Genomic DNA, 14,867 nt, shown 5'->3' with positions numbered 1-14,867 from the left:
CGATCGTGCCATGCTAGCAGAAGAATTAGCTGCACAGAACGGAGGTACGCCATTGATCGCCCAAGAGCTCATGAACTGTCCTTCCTGCGTCTGCCCTTGTGGAGCAACGCGCGGCAGCGAAGGCGCATGAGGCGCCGCCCCAGCTTAACAAGTCGAATGGTTCGGCTGCGCAAATCGTCTGTTTTCCAGCCCCGTCCGGCAATACGATGACTTCCAAACAAGCCTTGCGCGATTTGGCGGTAGCTATTTCCTTCCTGCCACCCATCCAGTGCGCGGAGCGCGAGGATTAGCCGACGCCGCTTCAAAGCCGGTAGAGCAAGAGGGGGCGTTCCGAGCGGCCGATGCTCAAGCGCTAGCCAAAATCGACGTGCGGCCCCCAAGCGAAGCTCGAAATTCGCGTCGAGCGGCAGATCGACGACGACAGCAGACCCGCTCGCCGGAAGCTTGCTCAGCCAAAGGCGATGCTTCGCGCCGCCGAGCGGCACGATCGCATGCCATCCATCCGGTGCGCGACGCAGCTCGCTGCCCGGCAGATTGGCGAAATCGAGCTTGTAGCTTTTGGGCGCCATGCAGTTGGCCGCCCGCGCAGCCAGTACGGTCGACAGCACTTCGGGTGCCCAGAAGACTGCTTGCTTGTCGAACGTCTTTTGCGGATCAGCTGGAAAACGAGAGCCCCCACTTCCGTCGGAATTGGCCCGCCGCTGCGCTTGAACGTTCGCGGCGAGATAACCGCCTATAATCCTCTTGGTAGTCGCGATCCCGGCGCAGCCACTCCCAGGCCAGGTCGGCAACCTCTGCCTTCTTGAGGCCGCTGTATGCTTCCTCAGATCTCCAGTCAGTATCCGCCATCGCATCATTTCCCCGCATGATCTTCACACGCGGTGAACTGCAGCCGATGATTGTGGCACTTTACGGTTGCGTGCGTGCCGCGTACTCGCCTTGCATGCACTGAATCGATGCAATGATCGTGTTTTACGATTGCTAGGAATTCCGCCGATCCTGAGATCGGCTGAGTTCATTCCTTTGGCCAACCACCGCGCAGCAGATCACGATAGCCGTGGCCCGCTAGCCACTTGGCCCGAGCCAGATGACTTTCGAAGGTGCGTCGCGCACGATCCGGTTCAACTGTCGGATCAAACCCAAGCACAATGCGCGCGATTTCGCGCCAATCTGCCTTGTCAGCGTCGGCATCGAGAAGTCGCATGTAGGTGATAGCGTGCTCCTTGTCATATGACGTGAGCTCGTGCGCGCTCGGCGCCAAATCTGCGATCTTCGGATCGGCCGGCACTGCTTGAAACTCCTACCAAGCTGAAAAATCTATCGAAATCGGAGCAACGATAACTAACTTGGGGGCATTTTGATACCGCCCCAATCGTCGCAGCGCCAAGCTCCTTTTCGCGCCAAGACCGCGATCGCATATCGGCTCACAATGACCTGGTGGCTCCATCCTGCGCATTTCCTCCTTCATCACAGTACACTGATCGCAGATCTGCCATGTAACTAGGCTGTTCTTGCTCTTTCCTGCCGGAAGGCCCGTGGTGACCGGCCAGCGCGCACTGGTGAAAGGCCGTGGCCAGACCCAGCCAAGGGAGAAAATTCGTTTCCCTTTTCGAGCTCCAGTTGAACGGTTGTCCTATCTGGTCGCGGTGCCCGGAAAACGCCGCAGTACCTCTGAGCGGCCATTACTGCTCTCGCGCCAGTGGCGGGCTATCGCCCCGCGAGAACGCTTGTGATGGTCGACCACATTCGAAGACGACAAACATTACGGCGTTTGCATCTCACCCTGACCTGCTTCCTTGAAGCAATTGGGCGAGGACAGCCAACTGCTGGATGCGAGCTTATCGTAATACTCTGTCTATAACCAGTGGTTTCATAATCATCGGAATGGCTGCCTTTGCGCATGAACGCTCGTGCGCTAGTGGCCTGGAATGTGCGCCGGATCCGTGTAGATCGCGGCATTCCGCAAGAGCAATTGGCCTATGATGCCGGGATCGACCGCTCATATATGGGGCGCATTGAGCAGCAGAAAGAGAACCCGACCATTGATCTCCTGGACCGTATCGCCGCGACCTTGGGTATTCACTTGTCCGAATTGTTCGCTGAGCCGGCCAAGGGTGCGATGCCCCCCAAGCCGATGTCCAGAGGACGCAAGCCGGCATGCCCGTGTCGGAACAGGACGTAATTATCGAGAGAGCCATGTTTGTAGCTAATGACGGGAGCAAACGAGCCGGAGCGGCTCAACTTCTGCCACCTGGCGCACCGCCCTCCCCGTTGAGGTCAAAGCGCGCGCGATCAGCCGCAGATGGCCCGCCCTTGAAGGCCGCAATTGAAGTGCTCCACACATCTCAGGTTCGTTCGAATCAGCGGCGGGCGGCCCATCTATGCGGACGTTGTCGCGGACCTTTCATGCATGTCGGCGAGAACCGCTGAAAGAGCGCGCCAAACTGCCAGCCGAAGAGGTACAAGAAACGGTCCGAACCCTGCTCAGTGTAACACCGTCTGCCCATTCTTGACGACCGTAACCCGACGCTCTCGTACGCAAGCTTCGAATGAGATCGAATTACCGTCCCTCCAAAGATTGACGGTAACAATTTCTCCGGGGAACACCGGCGCGGAAAAGCGGGCGCGATGACGATGAAAAGCAGACGGATCGTAGTCGGCATAGCTCTGCAGGACGGCTCTGCAGGTCAGCCCATACGTGCACATTCCGTGCAGAATGGGTCTTGGAAAACCGGCTCGACAGGCGAACTCCGGATCACTGTGCAAAGGGTTTCGGTCACCAGAAAGACGATAGATCAGGGCTTGGTCAGGTCGGGTCGGGATGTCGATTGATCTATCTGGTGCTCGGCGGGGCACTTGGTGCGGCTCGGGCATCCCCTCCGACGGCCCGCCAAAGCCGCCGTCCCCCCTCGCGAAGGTCGACGAAACGATTGTGACGATCTTGTCGCCGCCCCCCTCTCTGACCACCACCTCGTTCTGAATGATCGCACCTTTCTCCTTACCCTTGTCATAAATTCCCCTCACACGCGCGTCCGCCGTCACGTTCGCTGCGACGGGCATTGACTTGTGAAACGTAATATCGCGTTCGCCGTCAACAACCATGACGCGATCGAGGTCAATGACTCCGGGGCGTGCGCCCCAAACGCAGACGGAAGCAAACGTCGGGATCACCTTTAATGGCTTCGAAGTTGCAAATGCTTCGTTGACAAATTGTAGCTCCTCCTCTTTCAAAGGATCTGAGCCCATGCCCACTCCAAGCGCATAGAGCATTACCTCCTTGTCAGTCCAGGAATAGCGAGCTCCAGAGGTCCTTAAGTTCAGTGCAGCGGGATAGTCGATCGGCATCTGGGCCTTTCTACCGTTGAGACCATGGCCTGCGGCCGCTCAACTTCATTACGCTTCGTGGGGCGGCGGGCGTACCGCACTCGCTCCGAGTTCGTGCGCTGGAGTTACGGTAAACCTCATTGTTCCGGCAGATCGTCTAACCAGCAGGCGGCCGCGACGTGCGGTCGGGAAAAGATCTTTCCGATCTTCTCGGGAGCTTTGTTCTGGTGGTATCGCATATACACGCGGCCATCCTGTCCTAAGTCCAATATCTCTATTTTTCCTGTGTAATGGGACATGATGTATTTAAATGTCTTCTCAATCCCGCTCAGACGTTGGTTGATGCCGTGTACAATCTCTAGTCCGCGCCGCAGTGCGACTTGGAAGTGCGATGCACCCTTCACCGGCCTCGCTTGAAATAAGTAGTAAGGTCGCACTCCGATTTCGTGACATTTGGCAAAGGTCGCGGCCAATATCTCGGGATCATCGTTGACTTTGGCGAGAAGCACGGACTGATTAAGGAATTGCACGCCCTGTGCTCGCAAAGCGCGAACTTTGTGCTCCGCGTCGCATGAGATCTCACCTACGTGATCGAAATGCGTGACGATGATTGGGGTTTTACCCGCCTTGTGGATACGCTGGAATAACGCCGGTAGAGCGGAATCTTTAAACCGCCTCGGCTCGTAGGCCAGCATTTTTGTGCCGAATCTGATCGAATTCAAATGATTTATTGGCAGCAGGTGGTCAACGATCTTGTTCAGATTGGCGGTGCTGAGCACGAACGGGTCCCCTCCGGAAAGGAGTACGTTCGTCATCTCAGGATGGCGCGCAATATATTGCGCGGCCTGATCGAAGTCCGGTGCGATTTCATCGGAAGCTTTGCCCACTATACGCTTGCGAAAACAATAACGACAATATGAACCGCAGCGTTCTGTCACCAATAATAAGCCGGTCTGTGCGTACTTGTGCTGCAGTCCCGGCACGACCGTGTTGTCGTGCTCGCCGCTCGTATCCAAAGTGCCAGGGCTCTCGAACTCCTGGACTGAGGGCTCTACAATGTACTTCAGCTGTTCGTAGTAAGCACTTTTGGTGATCTGTTCGCGATAGAACTTTGTGACATGATAAGGCGTGATGTTGTTGACGCGCAGTTCACTCTCGCTAACGACGCGAGTTTCTTCAATGAACTTCAACACGTGTGCTCTGCAATCCAGCGGATTAGCTGTGATTTCCATTGCGCACCTCGTCTGCCCTTATCAGCGCGTTTGATTCAATGCGATCTTCCCCGTCTACATACAGCATCAACAGTGGATCGATACCTACCTATTGTGGTGAGGACTATCGGACTCGAGAGTTGAGAAGGGCGCACTGGTACTCGCCAGACGGCGGCGCGCCGAGGATAGCGGCGCGATGGCGAACCTAAGTCGCAGCCATGAGATCGTGTTGAGATCGAATTGAAGCAAGGGATTCCCAAACAGGCGACGCGTGATTCATCCTCAAGGCGGGGAGGAGGGCTGGCGGGGATGGCGCATGGGGAGGCTCTTCCGATTTGGGTGATCAAGGCCGTGGTTGAGGCCGGTCTTGCGCGGAACGAGGCGGCACGGATTTTCCGGGTCGGGGTCGGGATCGCGAGCGCGATCCATTGGGTGAGGGGTTCGAGAAAACGCGCCGCACAGCAGTTTTGCCGACCGGGCGCGGAGCGACGTTCCGCGTTGAAGCGGCATTGGGATTGCCTCCTGGACGATCTGACGCTCGATGCGATCGCCGAGCGTCTGCTTCGCGCGCAACGGGCGTAAGCAGACAAGTCGATGCTGTCGCGGTTTTTCGCCGCCGAGGAGATCAGCTTCAAATAAAACCGTGCAGGCCAGCGAACAGGATCGCCCCGAAGTCGCTGAGCGCCGGGAAGCGTGGCGGCGTGAAGGACTTTGGTCGCCCTTGATTTTCTTTGATGAGACTTGACGACAACCGTGATGGCGCGTCGTTACGCCTGGGCCGATGTCAGCGCACGCGCCATCGGCGATGCGCCGAACGGCCATTGGAAGACGACGACGTTCCTTGCGGGCCTCACCTGCGAGGGGTGATTGCATCTTTCGTGCTCGACGAGCCGATCAACGCCGAGTGCTTCCTGGCCCATGTCGAGCAAATCCTCCTCCCCGTGCTGCGCCAGGACGAGACGGTGATCCTCACAATGTGTCGAGCCAGAAGAACGAAGAGGCCGCGTGCCTCATCGCAGGCGCCGGCGCGCGCCTACTATTCCTGCCGCCCTACAGCCCCGATCTCAATACGATTGAGATGGCATTCGCCATACTCGAAGAACTGCTGCGGCAAGCCCAAGCCAGGACCGTCGATGCCCCCTGGGATCTCATCGGACGCACCCTGAACATGTTCACTTCTGAAGAATGTGCCAACTACGTCCGTCATTGCGGATACAATCAATTTGCTCGCGACAGGCTCCAGCGAACCGCGCAGCATGCCTAAGATGTGCGACAAGCGCGCCCACGCCATTCTGTGGCGTACAAACACGCGACCGCCGCCTCCTCGAACTCGAGGTGAGCGCCATCCCAGTTGCGAAGGACACCCTTGAAAGGCCCTCATCGGAATCAGGACCTGGTGTGCCTGGGCTCACATTCATGAGTTATTTCAGTGTGCGAGGCCGCTTTAGGTGAATAGCGCCTCGACCATCGCCAAGCTCGATCCGCTCCAGCTTTTCAATGCCCAGCACCGATAGCAGAGCCGGCTCGCAGTGTACCCGGCTCTCACACGAGAATGGCACCGCCTGCTTGCGCCTTGTCAGCAAGTCTTATGGACAAGAAAAAGAAGCAGATAGCCCGCGCTGGTTAGCCGGTTCTGGCGGGATAAGCTCGAAGGCCCGGCTCCGCTCGACATTGCAGGGCGCAACTTAGTCTTGGACCGCCAACGTCTTACGAAAACCGGACGTGCGGACACTGCTAGGCAGCCTCAGCGGCCCGTGATTTCAGCCTCTTGATGTGCGGTACGCCGGCGTCAATCGCAAGCTGGTCCGTGGCCCAATGAGGACTGCCGATTTTGTTGACGGGGTACGGCTCAGTCGCGCGATTGTCCCAGATTGCCACGTCGCCTGATTCCCAGTTCCAGCACAGGGTGTTCTGCGGGGCGGTGACATAGGATTGCAGCAGTTCGAACAGTCTTTGGCTGGGATAGCGCTGCAGGCCGACAAAGTTCTGCACGGAACGACCGAGCGAGAGCATGCGTTCGCCGGTGTCGGGATGAACACGAACAATCGGATGTGTCGTTTCGTAGATCGTTCCGGTGGATAAGCCGCACCAAGGCCTCTTGTTGGCTTCGGTGGCCCCCTCTGTCGCAGTGAGATCCGATGCGACGAAGCTTACAGCCCAGAGGTTATCTGCGAGCATCCGCAGGGGATCGGGAAGATCAAGATAAGCGGCCGCCCTGCTCGACCAAGCAATGTCGCCGCCAAAAGGCGGGATCGCTGCGCGCCGCAGCACCGAAATGGCTGTGCGGACGCGCCCATCGTTCATCTGGTTGAGATGACTGCAGGCGCGATCGGGCAGCTCCTGCCGGATCGTTAAACCGCCCATCGTGTCCGCCATTGTGGGATTCGGTATTAGCGAGCCGAGCCGGAGCACAAAACGCTGTTGCTGGGCATCATCGAGATGTCCCTGATCACGGAAGAAGATGACCTTATGCTCGAGCAGCAGCCGGTTGAACGCTACGATGACATCGTCAGGCAAATCGTCAGACAGCGTAATGTTCTTGATTTCGGCACCAAGCCGGTCCGCGTGCTTGACGATGTCTGCTCGCGGAATGACGTTATCAACAGCCATTTTTTCACTCATGACGGCGCCTTTCTCTGTGGATGTCTAAACAAGCTCCGTGGTGGTCGTGTCTGGCGACAAACGCGGCAAAACAATCTTGATGATACACACCCGAATTGTCTGAGGGTCGGTCACCACGCCGCTCAATGGCGACCAATTTTGATACACACCACCAGCAACTTAGAATCCGACTCCCTCTGCGTGTCGACACGGCTAGTGCCGTTCTCATCGATGGACACTCGCATATGAGGCCAGCAGATCGATCTGCCGCCTGATCAACAGTGCAGATCATAGACGCAACACATGTCCAGTCCATGAAACGAAACCAGCTTTCTTTTCGAGCTGGCGTGACGTTCGCCTCGTCTCAGAACTCGTGCTTGGAAAATCCTCGACCAACGACTGGGTCGCACCTCATAAAACCCGCATGGCGTGATCCGCGCGATGAAATTGGAACTGGTTCGTGGGCATGCGCTCGCGAAGCGGATAGCACCCACCGCCTCGAAGGCTCGCTACCTATAGATGTATACTACTTTTAGAACTACTTCAACGGGTTCACAATCATTTGTTTGCGACTTCGAGTTGTTCAATGCGCGGTTTGTTTGATCAGCTGTGGTTTGCTGTCACGACTTTGGCTAGCGGGAGGGCCGCGCAAAATAAGAAGGCTGCAACTTCCGATGCAGCTTAACAACGGACTCAATCCCTCGATTTTCTCGAAATTTGCACTCGGCACGAACGCAGGGTGTCCCGGCGGTGACCTGCCTTTGGTTCTGCCCGGAGACGTAGATTTTCCTTACTGAGTGCATGCCGTTTGGCTTTGTGGCAGTTGAGCACACACAATAGAAACAGAGCGCCGACCGCCCAGGAATATCGCCCCCCTGAGACAACAGGGCGTCTTTGCGCTCTCAGACTGCAAGCCGCAAATCCGGCTGGCTATTTTGCCTCACTATGAGCGACACGACACTGAAGGCACGCCGGGATTTCGGATCATAAGCCGGGATTTATCTTCCTCATGATCGCTCTCTCTTACTCACCTCTACGATTGTGAAGCACGTAAATGATCACACACGATCAAGCCCCTCCCATCTGTTCTAGCGTGAACTTTGCCGGACGCGGCTCGACAAGCGTTGGGCGGGCAGCTCAATACCGCGTCGGTCTTTCAGGGCCATCGCTGCTCTTGCTCGTAGACCAGCTGGCTTGAACGCATCAGCGCCGGCGCCGAGACCTTCACATTAAAGGCGGACAACTCCATTTTCGTTTCAGTGGCGGCGCAGTAACCGAGAGCAGCGCAGGCGAGACGCTGTCGGACACGAAGCAGCTCAAAGTCACTTCAAGCTCGATCTGGTTGGCTTCGATACTGAAGCAGGCAGTCACCTACGTTCACCAGGACTCAAGTGGGGACGGTGACGATCCGCGTGGTGCATACGAGCGAACTGACTAGTATTGCTTGTCAGTTCCATAGTAAGAGCACTCGCTGGAGGCTCTGCATAGCGCCGACACAACGCGCCGGTAAACCCGCCGATAGCTCGACGAAACCGGCTTGAGACGGGTAGTGCAACGGTGACGAACTTTAGACTGGACAAATTCAATCGCCGCGGCGCGAGGCATCGGATGTTAGGTTGTCATCGGCTCCAGACTTAGGGCCGTCGCACAGACCGAAGCTTTTCCACGAGCGCGCCGCCCAATTCCATATGGGCGTAAGATCTCAGCGCTCGAAGAGCTGCATTACATGACGTATCCCAATACGTAGATGAGGATACGTGGATACTCGTTCAATTTTTGGCAATGGGACACACTGATCTCTACATGCCCTCGGCGCGAATGCATGCGAGCATCAGACCAATCGCGTACCTTATGCACACAGCCGATGGCACGGGCCGGCTGCCTGGAGTCGCCGCGGTAGCGCTGTTGGTCGTCTGCGTGTTCTTCGCGCCGCACCTTCGCACCCTCGCTCCTGCCCCGTCACAGTCCGTGTCAAAGCGCGTCTAGCAATCTTCGTCAGCGGCATCGGCTTGCGAAGCGGCGAGCGCCTATGATCGGGCGACCGAGTCCGTGCTCAAACATGTCGAGGTCACCAAGGCCGCGGCCGACAGGTGGGCAAATCCGTGGCCGAGCAGGAGAAGGCGAAGGTGGGGCGCAGCTAACCGCTGCGGCAATGAAGGATGGCACGCCGATCACGGCGAGCCTTCGTGCCGAGATGGAAAAGCCCGGAGAGCGGGCTGCCACGGCCGCGCAGGCGCTGGAGAAGGCGAAGGTCGCCGCCGACATCAAGTTCAATCGCGATACCGCACTGCTGGCTGTCGCAGGAAGACGTTCAGATAGCGCAACAGCTCAGGGGCTCTATTCTGATGTTGCTGCGGCCCTCGGCAGCGTCGAGGCGAGCGCCATCCGCACCAACAATGCCTTCAAGCAGATGGGCGCCGCGACCGAGGGCAATCTGACCACGGAACCAAATCGATCGGGCAGGGCTTCCAGGACATGTCTAAGATGGTGATCCGCAACAAGCTCACCATCGTGCAACCCTTGATGCGCTCGCTGCAATCCCTGGCGGGCGGCTTCGGTCTTGGCGGCGGTGCCGCGGTGGCAGGGCCTCAGCCTGACCTCGACGGACGGCCTCTACCACAGCGGCGGCATCGTTGGTTCCGAGCCGACCACGATGCGCTACGTCCATCCCGCCTATTTCGACGATGCGCCGCGCTTCCACTCAGGCGACATCGCCGGGGATGGAGTGCCGTCATCGCGCGCAAGGGAGAGGGCGTGTTCACGCCAGGCCAGATGGCCGCAATGGGGCAGCGCGGGGTCAATGTCCTGGTTAATGTCCACAATGCCCCGAACGGGGGGGGGGAGTCAGTCGGCCAGGACGGACGCCAACGGAAATGTCCAGGTCGACATCATCCTCAAGAAGATGATGGACAGCACGGTCGGTGAATCCCTCGCTGCCGGCGCGGGGCAGCGCGTGCTTAAGAATGCCTGTGGCGTCGAGCCGTTTATGGGCAGTGAGATGATGCGGGCGTGGCTCATACGGCCCGGAGCTTCCGGCAACCCAGTTGCTCGCCGCACCGGTCTCACGCGCTGAAAGGGCAGGCGAATGCCTTGAGAGCGCTCTACGAGGCCACCGAGGTGAGCTGAGCATCGCACGTGCCGCAGAGCTTGCAAACTCGCCTCTACCGACGTATGTTCACGTTATGTGCTTTTGGAGCCAGTGAGAACTGAATGAGAAACACGCTCAAAACAGTTCTTTTTGTGGCCGCTTTTTCACCTGCGCTGATCAGCGTGGGTGTGGCTCGTCTTTTCGCCGGCGGTCCTTTTTGGGACGCGATCTACTATTTGTTCGCTGGTTTCATCGGCAGCCTATTGATCGTCTATATTTTGAGCGCCCTCAGATGGCGAGGCGAGGAATTTCCCTTCAACGCAAAGAAGATCGAGTCCAACGATGTTCTTCTCTTGGGGGTTGTAGTAACATACGCTTTCCCATTTCTTGCGAGGGCTTCCGATATTACAGTGAGCGCAATTCTGCTGATCGGCTGTGTCGTCTGGCTCGTTTTTTGGCTTACAGACGCAACAATACCCAGCCCGCTGATGCGGCTGGTTGGCTATCGTTTCTATAAAGCCGAATCGGCCAATGGCATGGTGTATACTTTGATTACGCGTCGGGAGATTTTTGATCCGCGGGACGTAAAAGCCGTCAAACGGATTTCAGGATCGATGCTGTTGGAGATTGTCGAGTGAATCTATTCGCGTTGATGAGCGATCGGCGAATTGTTCGGATTCAGCTGACGGCGGAAGTGCAGCGTGAGATGGATGAGGCCTTCACCGTTCAGGAACAGAGATTCAGGGACTCAAGTGAGGACCAGATCGAATTCGATGGAAAATACAAGCCAGACGATGGCGAATGTCTCTTCATCGATGATTACGACGATATTGATGGCCTCCACGACGCGATTGCAAACCCGCTAGGCAAGCCTCAAATCGAGCCTTCCGCCGACGAGTTTGAGAAGATCAAGGCCCTCTTCATGGGAAGGGAAATCGACGGCAGGAGAACTGCGATTGTTCAAAATTTTGATAAGCGAAAAATCCTATCAAATAGGGGATTGTCGATTTTCCACTCGGCCGATGTCTTCAGAAAGGTCGAGGGCGTAGGCTTAACGATCGGAACGAACCTTTCCGCAATCCTGGATGACAGCAGGTTGTCGTTCTTCAGTTTTCATTCGGCGCGTCAAATTTTTGACCTTAGTCAGTATTTCAGGGAGGCAACCGACGAGGATCTAAATGTATTTGCTGCGAGCGAGGCTCTAAAGGTTGCGGATTTGAATACTTTCGTGACAACGTCAGATAGTTGGGTGCGAAGGAAGGTTGCGCTGGTCATGCAGAGCGGCATCCTCGAAAGGATTGATTTCGAAGCGACCAAAGCCACGGCCCTGGTATTTGGTGTCAACCTCGAAACTGAGGTCACTGGCGATAGGGTCGCACTGGTGCTTCCAGAAAAGAAAGCAGAACTCAAAAAGCTTCTGCGCTTCTTGGATGAGGACTACTTCCAATCTGTGCTTTCAAGCACACCACATCTTTCCAACTCGAAGCGTCGCATCTAGCGGGTTATCCTGATCTCCTGGACCTGGGAGGACATTGGGCGTTCGTCGCTGGGCATCGTCACCTGAGTGCGGGCGTTACCGTCTTCGGAGCAATTCGTACCGAAGCTCTCGACCCGCTTGAGCGATCGTTTGAGTGGGATTTTTGTTGCACCAGTCTCGCAGCCAAACATCGAGCGGCAGACAGATCGATGTTGATCTGCTCGTCAGTGTCTTGCTCGTGAGCGGAGTTGTAGCCGGTGACGAACGTCATCCACTCCTGATAGCGGATGAGCTCGCTGTATAGTTTGCTGCCGTTCGAGGCATTTTGGGTCCAGATTTGGCCGACCGGTGTTTGTGTGCCGTTCGGTCCTGTGATGGCGGCCAGAAACCGTCCGCATGAGTTTTGGCCCGCTCCGAGGGTCAACAAGCCTTGGTCGCTCCAACTCACAGGAGCGGTGAACACGGTGCCTGCGATCGTGAAGACTGCGGTCAAGAAAGCTGTGAAACGCATCCAAAAACGGCCTGTTCGAAAAATTCATCCAAGCGCGACCATGGCGAGAACGCAAGCCCTAGCGTTCCCGAGGGAAGCGATGGCGGCGCGTTCAGGGAGAAGCCAATCTATGGCTTCGGCTGACACTTCACGCGGAAAGTGAAGGGCGATGAACCGCGCTGTTCGCCAGCTCCGTTTTGTGCCTTCACCGTAAAGCCGATTTGTATGCCATCGCGGATAACAGACCTAACCTCCTGGTCGTGCAGATTGGCTGCTGGAGGTAGGGGCAAGAACTCATGTGAAACTGCGATGTCATCGCCTCGGCAAACCGCAATCAACAGGCCCGTACATTCGGTTTGATGGTGACTGTATCGTCCACAGTGTACGTCGGATCGCAGTGTTTCACAGAACAAACTGCCGTTCTCCAAGCGGCTTCAAACGCCGGCACCTTCCCGATTAATCCGGTGAGCGCCGCCATTATGGCCACGGCAGCTGCGATCCATCCCAATATTGCTGTAACCCAGACGGGTTGGTTTGATGCTCTCTTCATAGCGAACACCTGATCTGAGCCTGTAGCGCAGATTCGCGGCCGGATTAGACCAACTCAGAGGCAAGCCGTAGCATACTGCACTAGTCAGGATGTAGGACCACCTACAGATCTCTGAACTCGCGCTGCAAGTAGATACTCCGCTCCTCGGACAACCGATCGGAAACGCCATTAAGATAGGCGCACGATCGAAGTACAATTGACCTTACGCGCAGAATTGTCGCTGGATCTCTCTCTCCCTTCAAGAGAATCAGAGGGGCGGATCGCTCAGGCTTTTGGCGCGCACGCCGTCCAATGATATCTAGGAGGGCTTCGCTCGATGCAGCGGCTTGGTAGTCGTAGTCCCTTGCTGAACGCAGGATCTTGATCGAACTGGAGTGAAGAATTCGGCTGAGGGCTTGATACAGCGTGATTGTTTCGGCGCCTTCAGTAAAAAACGGCGCTTTCACTGGGGGTGGCAAAAGCTGGCATGTTGGAATGCCGATCGTCCTCATCTCTTTTGTCGCGCTAGAAGCCTCGGCAAAATTTCGTGTTGATGCAGCAAACGTGAGGAGATCACGTCTCAGGAGGAGCTCTGCAACATGGTCGACATCATCCTCAACGTCGTTGCTGTTGTCCAAGTCCCTGACTCTCATTGCCGCGAAGCTGTGAAGTCGCGTAAGCGACTCGATGACTTGATCATAAAGAAAGTACAGGTCGCTGTTCCTCATTGAGCCTATCCAACCTCAACCAAAGCGGGGAGGCAAGCCGTAGCGCATCGGCGCGGTTTGGTCGGCCAAGGAATCAAAAGGGGAGCAGGAGCCTCCCCTTCAGGTTCAGTGGAACATGTGAATGATCGCAGCAATTGCCCAAAGACAAGCTGCGACATTCACCTGAACGTCGATCCGAAAAGTCGGCTTTTCATAGCCAAATCTCCGGATCGGGCGCGCCTCGAACCAAGGGGTTGAGGTGTGGGCCGCCATCGGAACGGAAAACCACCCCAGTTCATGTGCTCGCATCGGCCTGCCGTCCACGTTACGTACCGCTTCCGACAGCCCTGCGTCTCATCCTGGTTGCCATCGATCCGAGTCACGCGAACCGACCAGCGCGATGGTCGAACATGCCGTTTCGACGTCACCAGGCGCAGGGATGGCGGGTGTCACCGCTGGGGATCGGATCAGAGAGAATCCGGACCAGCGACGGCCGCCGCGTCTCATATAGCGCGCTCGGTCAGTACCGAACAGCAGTCGGGGACTGGAAAAAAAATACGGGTGCACAGGCGCGCCGAAGTGCCTGCCGGAGGGGGGATCAGATTCGAGAACCGGGAATACCCCAAATTCCCGCATACACGAACGCAAGGGCGGCGATGAGTTCGGCTAGCAGGCGGGCACAACTACCCTCATTGCGCCGGCCGCTAACAGGATTTTAGGGTCAACCCCGGCATGGAAATCCTGGTCGTCCAGAAGCTCGGTCGCTCGGGCAAGCGCACGCCTTGAATATCGAGCCACGGCGACAGTCACGACAACACTCAGCGCCTCCGCAATGACGACCACGACGATTGCCAAGACTACGAAATTCCTTGGTGGAGATGGCTTTTCTTCCGCCCCCATGATCAGCGCGAGCCCACCGGCCCGTGGACTAGTGCGTGCAACCACATGAAGTAGGTCATGTAGATGGACCATAGCTGCGGTAGAAGAAATGAGGGCGCCGCCGCTCAGCGCTGCACTGAGGCAAACCCCATCTGAACAGCGACGTCGAAAACCGGTTTCAGTCCCGGATCAGCTCGCAGTGCAAGCGCCGCGTCGAAATCGGCCGTTTGACACCAGTGAAGGCCATCCGCGGGCTCAGGAAGTCGGTCTGGCACTACAGCATACGCCGTGCGGCCGGGTCGCTCTCCGAAGGCGCCTTGCTCAAAAAATTCTTTCAAGCTCGCCCATTCATCGGGCTCATGTATGCCGAAATAGGAAAGGACTGTATCGACGTCGTGCCTATCGCAGGATGGTTTCGCATACCAACCGTGGTCGTCAGCTCTGGTCACGAGAATTCTCCTATTTTGGGGAGCAACTTACCCGAGTCGTGCCCCGATTACCGCGTGCGCCAGCGGCCGTGGCTGGGAAAATACGAGTGCCAGAGGCGCGCCGAAGCGCCCT

Annotated in this window: 16 protein-coding genes; 7 read left to right on the top strand and 9 right to left on the bottom strand. The window is 57.0% G+C overall.

The window, feature by feature from the left end:
• Positions 1-68: 68 nt before the first annotated feature.
• The 3 genes from AAE027_RS30480 to AAE027_RS30470 form a co-directional block, all read right to left on the bottom strand.
• Positions 69-608 carry a DUF2285 domain-containing protein gene (locus tag AAE027_RS30480; RefSeq protein WP_370989663.1) on the bottom strand — a complete coding sequence of 180 codons (540 nt, stop codon included), beginning with the start codon at positions 606-608 and terminating at the stop codon, positions 69-71.
• Positions 609-654: 46 nt separating this feature from the next.
• On the bottom strand, positions 655-849 hold the full coding sequence (locus AAE027_RS30475) for a transcriptional regulator domain-containing protein (protein ID WP_370989662.1): 195 nt from the start codon (positions 847-849) through the stop codon (positions 655-657).
• Positions 850-1,015: 166 nt separating this feature from the next.
• A complete protein-coding gene (locus tag AAE027_RS30470) occupies positions 1,016-1,288 on the bottom strand; it encodes a DNA -binding domain-containing protein (protein WP_370989661.1) in 273 nt (90 codons plus the stop codon).
• A 612-nt stretch (positions 1,289-1,900) separates the two neighbouring features.
• Here AAE027_RS30470 and AAE027_RS30465 point away from each other — a divergent pair.
• On the top strand, positions 1,901-2,182 hold the full coding sequence (locus tag AAE027_RS30465) for a helix-turn-helix domain-containing protein (protein ID WP_370989660.1): 282 nt from the start codon (positions 1,901-1,903) through the stop codon (positions 2,180-2,182).
• Between the two features lie 302 nt (positions 2,183-2,484).
• On the opposite strand, the gene AAE027_RS30460 is transcribed toward AAE027_RS30465, so the two are convergent.
• Together AAE027_RS30460 and AAE027_RS30455 are read right to left on the bottom strand one after the other, a co-directional pair.
• On the bottom strand, positions 2,485-3,345 hold the full coding sequence (locus AAE027_RS30460; protein WP_370989659.1) for a MaoC/PaaZ C-terminal domain-containing protein: 861 nt from the start codon (positions 3,343-3,345) through the stop codon (positions 2,485-2,487).
• Positions 3,346-3,461: 116 nt separating this feature from the next.
• The gene (locus tag AAE027_RS30455) at positions 3,462-4,556 is read right to left on the bottom strand and encodes a KamA family radical SAM protein (protein WP_370989658.1); all 1,095 of its coding nucleotides are present in this window, start codon (positions 4,554-4,556) and stop codon (positions 3,462-3,464) included.
• 318 nt (positions 4,557-4,874) lie between these two features.
• Here AAE027_RS30455 and AAE027_RS30450 point away from each other — a divergent pair, with 318 nt between their 5' ends.
• Both AAE027_RS30450 and AAE027_RS30445 read left to right on the top strand, forming a co-directional pair.
• Positions 4,875-5,117 carry a hypothetical protein gene (locus tag AAE027_RS30450; protein WP_370989657.1) on the top strand — a complete coding sequence of 81 codons (243 nt, stop codon included), beginning with the start codon at positions 4,875-4,877 and terminating at the stop codon, positions 5,115-5,117.
• Positions 5,118-5,511: 394 nt separating this feature from the next.
• The gene (locus AAE027_RS30445) at positions 5,512-5,799 is read left to right on the top strand and encodes a transposase (protein WP_370989656.1); all 288 of its coding nucleotides are present in this window, start codon (positions 5,512-5,514) and stop codon (positions 5,797-5,799) included.
• 470 nt (positions 5,800-6,269) lie between these two features.
• On the opposite strand, the gene AAE027_RS30440 is transcribed toward AAE027_RS30445, so the two are convergent.
• Positions 6,270-7,157 carry a TauD/TfdA dioxygenase family protein gene (locus AAE027_RS30440; RefSeq protein WP_370989655.1) on the bottom strand — a complete coding sequence of 296 codons (888 nt, stop codon included), beginning with the start codon at positions 7,155-7,157 and terminating at the stop codon, positions 6,270-6,272.
• Between the two features lie 2,131 nt (positions 7,158-9,288).
• On the opposite strand from AAE027_RS30440, the gene AAE027_RS30435 reads away from it, so the two are divergent.
• From AAE027_RS30435 to AAE027_RS30420, 4 genes are all read left to right on the top strand, one after another.
• Positions 9,289-9,627: a hypothetical protein gene (locus AAE027_RS30435; RefSeq protein WP_370989654.1), complete on the top strand. Its 339-nt coding sequence runs from the start codon at positions 9,289-9,291 to the stop codon at positions 9,625-9,627.
• 69 nt (positions 9,628-9,696) lie between these two features.
• Complete coding sequence (locus tag AAE027_RS30430; RefSeq protein ID WP_370989652.1) at positions 9,697-10,209, top strand: hypothetical protein; 513 nt, start codon at positions 9,697-9,699, stop codon at positions 10,207-10,209.
• A 137-nt stretch (positions 10,210-10,346) separates the two neighbouring features.
• Positions 10,347-10,862, top strand: a complete 516-nt coding sequence (locus AAE027_RS30425) for a hypothetical protein (protein WP_370989651.1) — start codon at positions 10,347-10,349, stop codon at positions 10,860-10,862.
• On the top strand, positions 10,859-11,722 hold the full coding sequence (locus AAE027_RS30420) for a Kiwa anti-phage protein KwaB-like domain-containing protein (RefSeq protein WP_370989650.1): 864 nt from the start codon (positions 10,859-10,861) through the stop codon (positions 11,720-11,722). The genes AAE027_RS30425 and AAE027_RS30420 overlap by 4 nt, the downstream gene beginning before the upstream one ends.
• A 58-nt stretch (positions 11,723-11,780) precedes the next feature.
• Here AAE027_RS30420 and AAE027_RS30415 read toward each other — a convergent pair whose 3' ends face one another.
• From AAE027_RS30415 to AAE027_RS30405, 3 genes are all read right to left on the bottom strand, one after another.
• A complete protein-coding gene (locus AAE027_RS30415) occupies positions 11,781-12,212 on the bottom strand; it encodes a hypothetical protein (RefSeq protein WP_370989649.1) in 432 nt (143 codons plus the stop codon).
• Between the two features lie 630 nt (positions 12,213-12,842).
• Positions 12,843-13,448, bottom strand: a complete 606-nt coding sequence (locus tag AAE027_RS30410; RefSeq protein ID WP_370989648.1) for a hypothetical protein — start codon at positions 13,446-13,448, stop codon at positions 12,843-12,845.
• Positions 13,449-14,431: 983 nt separating this feature from the next.
• The gene (locus tag AAE027_RS30405) at positions 14,432-14,755 is read right to left on the bottom strand and encodes a hypothetical protein (RefSeq protein ID WP_370989647.1); all 324 of its coding nucleotides are present in this window, start codon (positions 14,753-14,755) and stop codon (positions 14,432-14,434) included.
• Positions 14,756-14,867 lie beyond the last annotated feature (112 nt).

It is taken from the genome of Bradyrhizobium sp. DN3 (assembly GCF_041357655.1).
Classification (GTDB): domain Bacteria; phylum Pseudomonadota; class Alphaproteobacteria; order Rhizobiales; family Xanthobacteraceae; genus Bradyrhizobium.
The sequence above is the reverse complement of the archived record's forward strand: the minus strand, read 5'-3'. Positions and strand labels throughout refer to the sequence as shown.

What these genes read in the sequence shown, in the direction of transcription:
- AAE027_RS30475 (WP_370989662.1), bottom strand. Translation starts at nt 849, where the DNA reads ATGGCGGATACTGACTGGAGATCTGAGGAAGCATACAGCGGCCTCAAG.
- AAE027_RS30465 (WP_370989660.1), top strand. Translation starts at nt 1,901, where the DNA reads ATGAACGCTCGTGCGCTAGTGGCCTGGAATGTGCGCCGGATCCGTGTA.
- AAE027_RS30460 (WP_370989659.1), bottom strand. Translation starts at nt 3,345, where the DNA reads ATGCCGATCGACTATCCCGCTGCACTGAACTTAAGGACCTCTGGAGCT.
- AAE027_RS30455 (WP_370989658.1), bottom strand. Translation starts at nt 4,556, where the DNA reads ATGGAAATCACAGCTAATCCGCTGGATTGCAGAGCACACGTGTTGAAG.
- AAE027_RS30440 (WP_370989655.1), bottom strand. Translation starts at nt 7,157, where the DNA reads ATGAGTGAAAAAATGGCTGTTGATAACGTCATTCCGCGAGCAGACATC.
- AAE027_RS30435 (WP_370989654.1), top strand. Translation starts at nt 9,289, where the DNA reads ATGAAGGATGGCACGCCGATCACGGCGAGCCTTCGTGCCGAGATGGAA.
- AAE027_RS30425 (WP_370989651.1), top strand. Translation starts at nt 10,347, where the DNA reads ATGAGAAACACGCTCAAAACAGTTCTTTTTGTGGCCGCTTTTTCACCT.
- AAE027_RS30415 (WP_370989649.1), bottom strand. Translation starts at nt 12,212, where the DNA reads ATGCGTTTCACAGCTTTCTTGACCGCAGTCTTCACGATCGCAGGCACC.
- AAE027_RS30410 (WP_370989648.1), bottom strand. Translation starts at nt 13,448, where the DNA reads ATGAGGAACAGCGACCTGTACTTTCTTTATGATCAAGTCATCGAGTCG.